Here is a 10,713-nt window from a genome sequence, read left to right on the forward strand (position 1 = left end):
TGCCAGATCTGTACCGGCAGCACAGTCCCTTTTTATTGGAACAAGTGCGCGTCAACCTTCCATCGCATAGGCATTGTCCTGTTGCCCGGTGTCACGGTCCTCCTCGACCTGCTCCGGTGGTTCATCCATGGCGGAGTGATCGTCGATCGACTGGTCCTGATCAGGGCCCGCACCATGGTCCGGATCTGACCATAAGGACATGTCCACCGCTTCCGCCTCGCCTTCCGGCAACTCCACCTCGATGGTGAATTCAGCCGTCCGCGTAAGCTCGGCCCCATTAAAGATCGTCCCCGTTGCTTCAATCCGGGCCGTCACATCTTCGGCCATTCCGTCGGGCAGGGTAACCTCCATGACCCCGACATCCCAATCCGTCAGATCCAGCGGGCCATCGGTGACGAGCGTTGCGTTGGTTCCATCGCTCACCCAACTCCCCGCGGGAAGACCGTCCAGCACGACATGCGACACGGCATCCAAGCCATCAACGTTGACGCCAAAATGCGCGAGACCGGACAGATCTGTCGAGGGCATGTCATGGGACGGCACGGTCTCATAGCCGCCCTCCGTATCCGGCCCTCGATAGTCAAACTTCAAGCCAGCGCGCCCATGATTTTCGAAATAACGGATCTCTATATCATGAATGCCAGGCTCAAGCTCGACCTCACCATCGCGGTTACGAAATCCATGTAACCCGTCGTTCTCCACAACTTCGGTTCCATTGATAAACAATCTTGCTCCATCGTCGGCGGCGAGACGGAAGTCGTAAATGCCTCCTTCCTCGATCGAGATCTCTCCGGTCACTCTGGCTGCGAACTGGTTTTTTGCGCCACCTTCCCAAAAACTGTCGTGGGAGTTCTTGAAGTCGATTTGATCGAACAGCCCTTCGGCAACCGGTGTGGCATCGAAGTCGACATCCTCCAACCGGCTGAGGCGGCTGTCCTCTTCGAAAAACTCAACGTGAAATCCCGTTTCGATGAGCGGTGCGCCATGGGCATGGCTGGCATCCGAAACCTCGATATTCAGCGTTGCCGTTGCGGTCGTGCCGAACCCGTCATTGCCTGATATCTCCGCATCCACGGGTCCTTCAAACCCGAGGGGTGGCGTGATCTGAAGTTGCGACAGATCCCACCCGTCAAGGGATAGCGGCGCGCCAGTTGTTTCCGCACTGACGTCACCCGCAGTCAACACAAAGCCCGGAGGCATACCCTCTATCGTGACCTCCTGTGGCACATCATCCAGCGGAAGATCGACGCTGACCGCAACAGGCAAACCATCGATACCGGTCAGAGCATCGGGATCGCTGGCAACCACGTTGGTCGGCCCATCGATCCCTGGCCCGTCCCATTCCAGGTTTAGGCCAGCCCGTCCATAATTCTCGAAATAGATCACCTCGATCGCATGTGGTCCTGGCTCAAGTTCCAATTCCACCGTCTCGCGCCGAAAGGAATGAACGCCGTCATTGTCGATTACCGGTCGGCCATCGATAAATAGCATCGCTCCATCATCCGCAGCGAGGGTAAAGGAATACGTCCCTGCCTCAGAGACATCGATTTGGCCTTCAATCTGCGCCCCGAATGTATCGCGCGCGCCCCCTTCCCAGAAACTATCATGTCCGTTTTTATAGTCGATCTCGGTAATGCCCTCTTGATGGGTCGGGGTGCCGTTCCAGTCGATATCACTGAGTTGGCGGATCGACCCGTCGACGTCGAAATATTTTGCGACGAATACGCCTTCGATACTGCCTTCAACCACGGCCTGTTCGGGAACTTCGTCCATGGTTGGCTGAGTGGCCGTGTTGGCTTCATCGGTTGGCAGGCCCTGCAACGTATCACGGTCGGCCACCGTCACTTCAAACATTGCCGTGGCACTTTCGCCGGCACCATCGGTTGCCGTCACCTCGATGTTCAACTGTGATCCCTGTTCCTGATCGAGCGTGACATCATCCTTCAGCTTGAGCACACCATCCACGATCTCAAAGCGATCATCAGAGACGGTGAAATCATGCAATGTATCATCCGCATCGCTGACCGTTACGTCACCAACCACAGCACCGCCCACGCCTTCGGCAATCGTGTCGGGCACCTCGACGAGAGAAACGTTGTCAAGAAGTGCGCCATAGGTGTCGTTTTCATCGGCAGCCTCGCGGATCTCCAGCGTATCCGATCCCGTGCCCACGACCTTCATTTCGAACGTTTCCCAATCGGAGCTGTCGGGGTTCAGTTCCGAGACCAACTGGCCATTCCAATAGACTTCCACGGTATCCGTGCCATTCTGTACACGCTCCCGAAGATCCATGCTCAGATCATAAACGTGGCCCGGGCGGGTCTCCACCGTTTGGCTTAGCGCATCAACGTCACGCCCTGAGTCAAGCTCGACATGCTGTTCGCCTTCCGAGGAGTCGATGCCAAACAGTCCATCCCAGACCTCGGCACTGCCAGAGACTTGCCAATCACCCGATGAATCCTCGGCAAAAGGTTTCCAACGGCCATCATTCACATCGAACTTTTCAAAGCTGCCATTGCGGATCAGATTTGTTGTCGAAGTTTCCAGCGTCAGGCCATCCGGCGCCTCATTCGTATCGGCTTGGGTGGGTTCAGCAGGTTGCGACAGCTCTGGCGCATCGTCGTCCGACTGTGGGCTTGCGTTGGCCTGGGAGCTCGATGGATTATCGTTCTGCCCCTCTGATGCCACCTGTTCAGATGTTGCGGACATGTTTGATTGAGGCGTGTCCGTATTGGCAGCTATAGGCTGAACCTCGTCGCTCTCCTCGGGCGCGGCCTCCGTCTGATCTGCTGGTGCGTGCTGAGCCTGTTGCTGGTCCGCTGACGCAGGCTCATCTTGTTGCTCCCCGACCGTCGCCGCCTCGACCTGTTGGTCCCCTGCCGACGCTGTTTCACCTTGCGTATTCGCGGCGGTCTCAGGCTTGGGTTGAGGCGGTTCTTTCACGGCCGGCTCGGGCGGTGTCGACGCGGGCGCTTCTGCTTCCTCCTGCGGCTCTTCTGTCGCATCCGAGGTTGACGCAGTGTCAGTCTCGCCATCGGCTTCTGATCCCGAGTTTTGCGAGACGGGGGTTGACCCATCGTCGCGCTCCGGTTGCAAACGGCCTGGTTCCGAGATGCGAGCATCACTCGAATGCCCTTGGTCTGGCTCAGCGGCAACCGGCTGTGAAACACGGTCTGTTTGCTCTTCAGTCTGGGATTGCGGAGTTAATGGGGCCGTGAACGATGTCTCAACTGGGCGGGTGTTTTCATGCCCTGGCCGAGATTGTCCCGGCCGCGAGGGCGCTGGAGTACCAATTTCAGGACTAGTATATTCAATCTGTCGATCTTCTGCACCCTGCGGGCTCGGTGCATCATCGCTGTTCAAGTCCGAACGGGCTTCAGCCTCGGTCGAAGGGGTGTAGTTCGCATCCTGATCTGCTTTCTCACGATCGCTGTCACCAATCCCGACAGTGCCGCTATGCAACTGAGAGTTCGTTTCCGACTTTACCCCGGACTCCGTCTCGCTCACGTTCAGATCTGGCCTCTCCTGCCGTTTACTGTCCTCGCTCGCGCTGATCCAGCTTTCGCCAAGTTCCTGATCGTCGTCGTGTGTCTCTTCGATCTGGTCGCTAGAATTTTGATTGCTCATATGATCTGCCCTCCCATAATTGCGTAATGAACCTGCAGGTCACCCGAGCCCGTTTGGCGACGGGAATGCGGCAGCGATTGGTCCTTTCCTTAAAGATTCGCGCAAATACGAAGCATTTTGATCTGGGCGTTTACCCGGTCTCCACACTGACTGTGACACCTACTTGCTAGGTAGGGTGCTTAGAATGTCAGAACGAAATCTTGTTAATTCGCGATCCTTGTCGCTGCCTTGGACACCGTTTCCAGTATGGGCCGCGACATTGGTCCTTAACGTATTGGGACTGGCGGTGCCGCTTGCGGTGTTGCAGATCTTTGGTCGGGTCATTCCATTCAGCGCGACAGAGACGCTAACGATCATGCTGATCGGCTTGTTGGTAATTGCGGTCCTTGAATTCATCCTCAGGGAAGCACGGTCACGTCTTCTTGGCAGACAAGCCGCGGCGATTTCCCACGACTTGAGTAAGGAACTGGTTGCAAGACAGCTGTTTGCCGATCCACTCCAAGAGGGCTCGATTTCACGTCGTAGACGCTTGGTTCAGATGCAGGCTGGCACAGTCGTCGCGGACAGTTTTGCTGGCATCGGCCGTTTGCATGCCATTGAAATACCATTCGCGCTTCTGGCCATTGGAGGTATCGCCCTCATTGCCGGTCCACTTGTTTGGGTGCCGGTATCTGGGTTGGGTATATTGGCTGTCGCGGCACTGGCGATGCGACAGCGCCAGACCCACGCCTTGGAAGATCGCGTCGAGGCCGACGATGCCAGATATGACTTCTGGGGCGATGTGCTCGGCAACATCTCGGGCGTGAAGGCTGCGCAGATGGAGACGGGACTGCGCGCCAAGTACCAAAGTTACCAGCAGAAATCTTCAAGGGCGGGCATGGCGGCGATCCGCGCTGCCAATCTGTTTGAGAATTTCTCGACAGTCGCAGGTTACAGCTTCGCCTCTGCGACAATTCTCGCGGGCGCCTTGCTGGTCATTGATGGGCGTCTTGGTCCAGCGGAATTGGCAGCCTGTACTATGCTCAGCACCCGTGCGGTGCAGCCGTCTCTCCAACTGATCCGCCATTGGGCATCGGGAGCATCCGTCAAAGCACCGCTGCAAGCGGCCCGTTCGGGCCTGGCAACTCCGGTGATACGCCACTCCAACACGTCAGAAAGCCCGAGACTAGAGGGCAATATCGTTTTCGAAGAGGTCACAACACGTGCCACCAAAACAGGACGTGCCACACTGCGGGGGCAAAGCTTTCATATCCCTCCAAACAGATTCACGAAACTGGAAAGTAGCGGTCGCGCTGCGCCAGAAGCAGCGATTGGATTACTTCTTGGCGAAATAGTACCCGAAAACGGTCAGGTCGCTCTTGATGGCGACGATCCGCGGAACCTGATGGACTGCCGCGGCACAGGCGGTCTGGTATATGTTGCCCACACGCCGGTAATCTTGAACGCATCTATCATCGAAAACATCGCCGGTGTCATTGATGCAGGCAACATCAAACGGGCCTACGACGCCGCGGACCTTGTTGGGATCACCGATTTTGTCAACACGCTGCCGTACGGCTTCGACACCCATATGAGGGAAACAGGTATGCACGATTCCTCTCTGGGTTTTCTGCAAATGATCAGCGTGGCACGTGCGGTCGCCCAGAACCCCGCCATCTTGCTTCTCTCGGATTGCTGTTCCTCTCTGGATCAAACCATGCAGGCGCGCGTGGTCGCGGCGCTCGCCGAATTATCGGGCGATGTCAGCATCCTAGCCTACGACTCCGCAGGAATTTTCGATAGCATTGCCCAGGACACGATAGAGTTGAGCACGCCCCGGCTGACCCGCAGACAGCACACGGCAACACTGTCGAAATCGTCTGCAGATCGTACCGGACTGACTGAGGCAACCAACGCACCCTCGAACGGATTGGCCGCCTGATGCGGACCTTCAACGAAACCGCTCCCCGATCAGCGGCTGACTTAGTCGGTGTGATTGCCCGCAGCGCGGGTTGGCCCGGCGATCATATGAGCCTCTTTCGAGCGCTACCCTACGGCAAAACAATCTTTGAAGCGCGGGATTTCGTGAACTCGCTGGAAAACCTGGGCGTGCGGCCCGTCGCAAGACAGACCGAGCTTCAGACAATAAATCGGCAAGATCTTCCGTGCATCTGCCTCCCAAACGACGGAAAGCCGAAGCTGATCACAGAGATCGCGGGGGAGGTCCTTCGCGGAATTGAGGCCTATAATGGCCAGGCGATTGAGCTGAAACGGGACAAATCCAGCGCATCGATCCTGCGTGCCGAACCTGATCCAGGATTTGGTGACCGGACCTATCCGACCTCTTTATGGGAAACCATTCGAGATCTGGGTGAAACGATCGCCCCCCTTTTGGCCATATCGCTCTTCATCAATCTTCTGGCCCTCACCGGCCCCCTCTTAGTGATGACTGTTTACGATACTGTCATCCCCTCAAACACAACCGGTTTGGTCTTGAGTTTCGGGGGCATTGTGGCTGTCTTGCTGACCTCAGATTTCGTCCTGAGGGCGATGCGCGCTGATGTGCTGGCCAAAATCGGCACTGCTGCTGAACGACGGCTCAGTCTCGCCTTGTTTACCAAACTGATATCGCTGCCCCTGGCTCAGATTACGCGCTCGACCACCCACAACCAGATGGCGCGGATCCGGCAATTCGAAAGTGTGCGCGATGTTTTTTCAGGGGCGCTCATCGTCAACCTGATGGACTTTCCGTTTGTTTTGATCTTCCTGGCAGTCGTGTTCTGGATTGCGCCACCGATTGGAGCCTTGCTTGTCGCGGCTATCTTACTCCTTCTGACGGCATCGATCTTGTCTTACCCGCGCCAGAAAGAGCTCTCGACACAAGCCGGAGTTGCCACGAATGACCTTGCCGCTCTGCAATACGAAATCGCAGAACATGCCCGTACGCTCAGCCATTTTGGGTTATCCGATGTCTATCTGAACCGGTCGGAAAAGCTGAGCGAACAGGCCGCGGAGGCCAACCTGCGCTCCAAAACCTTCACGGCACTAACGCAAAATTTAGGACAAACTCTCGTGGCGCTCGCCACGTTGGCTTCCATCGCCTTCGCAGCGCTGCTCGCCATGCAAGGTGCACTTAGCTTCGGTGCCCTTGTCGCAGTCGCAACTCTGGCAGGACGCATCCTTGGCCCGGTCAATACGATGGGAAATAACGTTCTGCGCATCAAGAGCCTGATTGGATCCAGCCGACAAATCACAAACGTGCTGAAAATGGACACGGAGCTCATGCGCCGAAACGCGAGATCGCGTTTGAAGACGCTGGATGGAGCGATCGCCGCCAAGGGGGCCTTCGTAAAGTTTGAAGCCGCGAGCGAGCCCAGCCTTGCCGGTGTCAGCTTCGAAATCGCACCGAGAAGCCTTGTCGTTCTCGCCGGAAAATCCGGGGCCGGGAAGTCAACTCTGATGAAGTCTCTATGCAAACTGCACCACCCAGCGAGCGGATCATTTTCGATCAATGGCATCAATACAAAGCAGATCATGGTGGATGACCTGCGCAATGCGATCAGCATGAATATCCAGGATGACTTCATGTTCAACATCTCGCTGCGCGAAAACCTGATCCTGGGCAATCCCGTCGTGGACGATGCACGCCTATTGGAATTGTTCGACGCTCTGGGTGCCAAGACAGACTTGCGCCATTTTTACCGTGGCCTAGACACTGATCTTTCAAAGGTCGCCAAGGCAAATTTGTCGGCAAACATCGTCGGCACGATGTCAATTGTCCGATGCCTGGCAAAGCCAAGTTCAGTCTACATGCTCGACGATCCGTTCACTGGCATGACCTCGCGACGGATAACCACGATCTGGGCCCACCTGAAGGAGGTGTCTAAGATCGCGACCGTGGTCGTCGTCTCCCATCACTTGGATCATCTTAGTCAGGCAGACCAGATCCTTTTACTTGAACGGGGGCGGATCGCTCTCAATGACGCGGGCGATAACATTGGTCGAAAGGTGCATCAAATGATGCAGATGGGAGCAGGACCGAAGGAAAGGCGCCTACAATGAGCAATCCAGTTTTCTTGGTAGGGCGTAAGCCCCCGCGGGTCTTTGCATGGCTGATATTCCTCGTCTGTGGTCTTGTTAGCTTTGCAGTCTTTTGGGCCCACAATACCGTGCTTCCGGAAATCGTACGATCATCAGGCGAGATAACGCCGCTGGGTCGGTTGCATAATGTGGGCCACTACGACGGAGGCGTTGTTGATCGGATCCTCGTCCGGCCCGGCGACCGTGTGGCGCAAGGCGACCTATTAGCGGTAATCAGAAAACCCGATATAGAGGCCGAAATTACCCGTGTCCGTCAACAGATCTCCGCAAAAGAGCAAGACGAGGCACGGCTGCAAGTAATGAACACCTTTTTGCGCCGCGAGGAAACTCCAGCAGATGGAGCGACACCGATTGAGCTTGATCAGCATCAAACCTGGTCGAGTGCGCAGCAATACCAGCTCAACCAGATAGATGCTTATCTTCGCAAGCGCCGGACGTTAGAGGCGCGAACGGCCCGCGCGCTCTCAAGCCTAAAGGCCGCGCGGCGTGTCAGCCAAAAGATCGAAGCACGCATTGCGAGCATTGGCGCAAGAGAGGCGCGCGCTCTTGATCTGTTCAATCGTGGCTTGACGACTGTGGCCCAGGTTGAAAAGGAGACTGACATACTTGAGCAGGCTCTCTCAGACGCTTTGCAAGCCGATATCCGCGCAATCGAGGCCGAGAACCGGTATTCCGAAACACTTGCAGACATCGAAGACACTCGCCTCGCCATACAAACGGAAATGCAAGAAGAACTTTACCGAGCGCGCGTTGAATTGGATCGTCTACGGATCGAGCTTGAGCTTTATGAGGCGAGCATGGCCCGTTCCAATATTCTCGCCAGTGCAGACGGAACGATTCAGACGGTAAAATTTGCGGCCAGGGGTGAGATTGTATCGCCCGGCAGTACGGTGGCCACTATACTTCCTGAAAATGATAAACTCGTCGCCAAAGTCCGTTTGGATCCGTCGGATATCGGGCACATCGACAGCACCACACCCGTTCGTCTCGGACTGACAACTTTCGATGTACGACGCTACGGCCGTGTCGACGGGACCATCCAGGCGATCTCACCAACGTCCGAACTAAACGACCGTGGCGAACCGTTCTATGAGATAGTGATCCTGCTGGAAAAGGACCACGTCGAAGCGAATGGTGTGCGCAAGTCCTTGCGTGCTGGCATGGAGGTATCTGCCGAGTTCTTATCGGAGCAGCGAACGGTCCTTGAATATTTCGCTGGCCCGATCCAGAGCGCGTTATCCGCCGCGTTTACCGAGCGATGAGCGCTGCCAAGCCTCTCCGGATCAAATCCATCTTGCCATCGCACCAAACCAAAGTGATGTACAACTGCCTGCTGGCGCAAAATCGGGCGGACAATGGATGTGCAGCGGACGGTGGAAACCTTCAGGACGAAACTTCGGCGCACCGCTTACGGCGCAGTGGTAAAAACCGCAGATCATCAGAGCAGTTTTGGCCGACCAAGCGTAGAAGCGTCACGGCTTGATGCCGTCCCAAGTGCTCGGTTGGGCTACTTTGTGTTGGACGGCAACCTTTGCTTGGAAAGCGATTGCAAGCAATCTGCCAAGGGGGGCGCTTACAACACAATGCTGAGTGCCACCCGCGTGGAATGCAGCCGTCTTGATGTACTGGAAAATAGCCAAGTCTAATCTCGGCGCGTCTAACATGAACTGCGCCACATCAATTTCGCTTTGATGGTTTTGAAGAAGCTCTCGACGACCGCGTTGTCGAAACAATTTCTTATGCCAACCATCGATACCCAGGAATGCCCGACACTCAGGTCAACCCAATTCTAAACTGGCAACGGCGTAGATATCATGCCCCGGCAACTTACAGGTGCCGCGATACATTCTTGCCGTTTTGAAACCAGCAGTCAGTCCATGGTTCTTGCAGACCGCGATCAGGGATGTTGAGGTTTCGGGCACATCGATTATGATGGAGTTGTCGAAGGCTGTAGCTGCATGCTTGATCAGGCGATGCGTGATTTCGGTGCCGTCTGCGACCAACGGGCCGATCTTTGCCCCGTCACGGCATCGGCGGATGGTACAAAATCCTTTGATTGCTTCGCCCTCTTTGCAAACAAGGGTGACGCAGTGATCGGTTTGCGTGAACCAAGCAGTCAGATAGGCATGTTTCGCTGTGCCAGATGCCGTGGTTTCCTGTGCAATCAGCTTGGGTATGTCATGCGGATCTGCCGGGCTTACATGGATATCATCTACCTGTTCGACCTGACCAGAATACCGGGTGGTTCTACCGACCTTTGTGAAGCCAGACGTGATGTAGTTTTGTTGTTGCGCCTCAACGCCGTCCAATCCAACGCAGCTCGGGCCCGCATGGGCTATGGCGTGGGACCAAAGAGCCAGACCGATGCCTTTGCCGCGGTATTCTTGGCGCACGATGTAGAGGCCGAGAAAGGCAAAGTCATCATTGTGATTGACAACTGAAATGGCGGCCACTGGATGGTACACTTGATCAACAGCGACAAAGAACCCTTCGCGATCGGCGGCATAAAACGCGTTGGCGTCATCAAGGCCAGGGTTCCAACCCTCAGCAGCGGCCCAATCCAGGATCAGAGCAAGTTCCGCCAATGTCGCATGTCGATACCCGATCATTTTACAAAAGCATCACGCAGTGAGCCCGATCCTACGGGGCGTTCTCGCAGATCCAGTTGCGACAGCAGATCCACAAGATGCCCTTTCATCAACTCCTCAGCGTTTTCACCATCACCCTTGCGCAATGCGTCGACCAAGGCGTGATGAGCATTACTTTCGTGCAGCTCCAAGATCACTTCCAGAAATCCCTCGGCATCTCACGTGCGATTTCCCTCGCAAGCTCTTCAATCATCTCTTCCTGGCTGCGCAGGCCTTCGATCTGCTCTTCCAAGGCTGTCCATCGTCGGGTTTTTTGGCACCAAATGCGGCTCAAGCTAAGAGAGAGTTTGGCTCATCTGGTTGGTTTGATTATGCGGCGTGCTGGCGGTGATGCAAGCGGCGCATTTCGAGCGTCTTT

The 10,713-nt window shown here is 55.9% G+C and carries 6 protein-coding genes; 3 read left to right on the top strand and 3 right to left on the bottom strand.

Features of this window, described 5'->3' with window-relative positions; genetic code table 11:
- Positions 1-51: 51 nt before the first annotated feature.
- A complete protein-coding gene (locus IU397_RS13795; RefSeq protein ID WP_204414558.1) occupies positions 52-3,627 on the bottom strand; it encodes a PA14 domain-containing protein in 3,576 nt (1,191 codons plus the stop codon).
- A gap of 259 nt (positions 3,628-3,886) precedes the next feature.
- Between IU397_RS13795 and IU397_RS13800 the strand changes: the two genes are divergently transcribed.
- The 3 genes from IU397_RS13800 to IU397_RS13810 all read left to right on the top strand — a co-directional run bounded on the left by IU397_RS13800 (position 3,887) and on the right by IU397_RS13810 (position 8,969).
- Positions 3,887-5,548: an ABC transporter transmembrane domain-containing protein gene (locus IU397_RS13800; RefSeq protein WP_204414560.1), complete on the top strand. Its 1,662-nt coding sequence runs from the start codon at positions 3,887-3,889 to the stop codon at positions 5,546-5,548.
- 86 nt (positions 5,549-5,634) lie between these two features.
- On the top strand, positions 5,635-7,668 hold the full coding sequence (locus IU397_RS13805) for a peptidase domain-containing ABC transporter (RefSeq protein ID WP_255569811.1): 2,034 nt from the start codon (positions 5,635-5,637) through the stop codon (positions 7,666-7,668).
- On the top strand, positions 7,665-8,969 hold the full coding sequence (locus tag IU397_RS13810; RefSeq protein ID WP_204414575.1) for an HlyD family type I secretion periplasmic adaptor subunit: 1,305 nt from the start codon (positions 7,665-7,667) through the stop codon (positions 8,967-8,969). Before IU397_RS13805 ends, IU397_RS13810 begins: the two co-directional genes overlap by 4 nt.
- Positions 8,970-9,485: 516 nt before the next feature.
- On the opposite strand, the gene IU397_RS13815 is transcribed toward IU397_RS13810, so the two are convergent.
- On the bottom strand, positions 9,486-10,316 hold the full coding sequence (locus IU397_RS13815) for a GNAT family N-acetyltransferase (RefSeq protein ID WP_204414577.1): 831 nt from the start codon (positions 10,314-10,316) through the stop codon (positions 9,486-9,488).
- Positions 10,313-10,492, bottom strand: a complete 180-nt coding sequence (locus tag IU397_RS23930; RefSeq protein WP_370541690.1) for an FCD domain-containing protein — start codon at positions 10,490-10,492, stop codon at positions 10,313-10,315. The genes IU397_RS13815 and IU397_RS23930 overlap by 4 nt, the downstream gene beginning before the upstream one ends.
- Positions 10,493-10,713: the final 221 nt, after the last annotated feature.

The sequence above is a fragment of the Actibacterium sp. 188UL27-1 genome (assembly GCF_016901225.1).
GTDB lineage: Bacteria > Pseudomonadota > Alphaproteobacteria > Rhodobacterales > Rhodobacteraceae > 188UL27-1.

Bases quoted from the DNA above. Each gene is read 5' to 3' on its own strand.
- IU397_RS13805 (WP_255569811.1), top strand. From the start codon at position 5,635: ATGAGCCTCTTTCGAGCGCTACCCTACGGCAAAACAATCTTTGAAGCG.
- IU397_RS13795 (WP_204414558.1), bottom strand. From the start codon at position 3,627: ATGAGCAATCAAAATTCTAGCGACCAGATCGAAGAGACACACGACGAC.
- IU397_RS13810 (WP_204414575.1), top strand. From the start codon at position 7,665: ATGAGCAATCCAGTTTTCTTGGTAGGGCGTAAGCCCCCGCGGGTCTTT.
- IU397_RS13815 (WP_204414577.1), bottom strand. From the start codon at position 10,316: ATGATCGGGTATCGACATGCGACATTGGCGGAACTTGCTCTGATCCTG.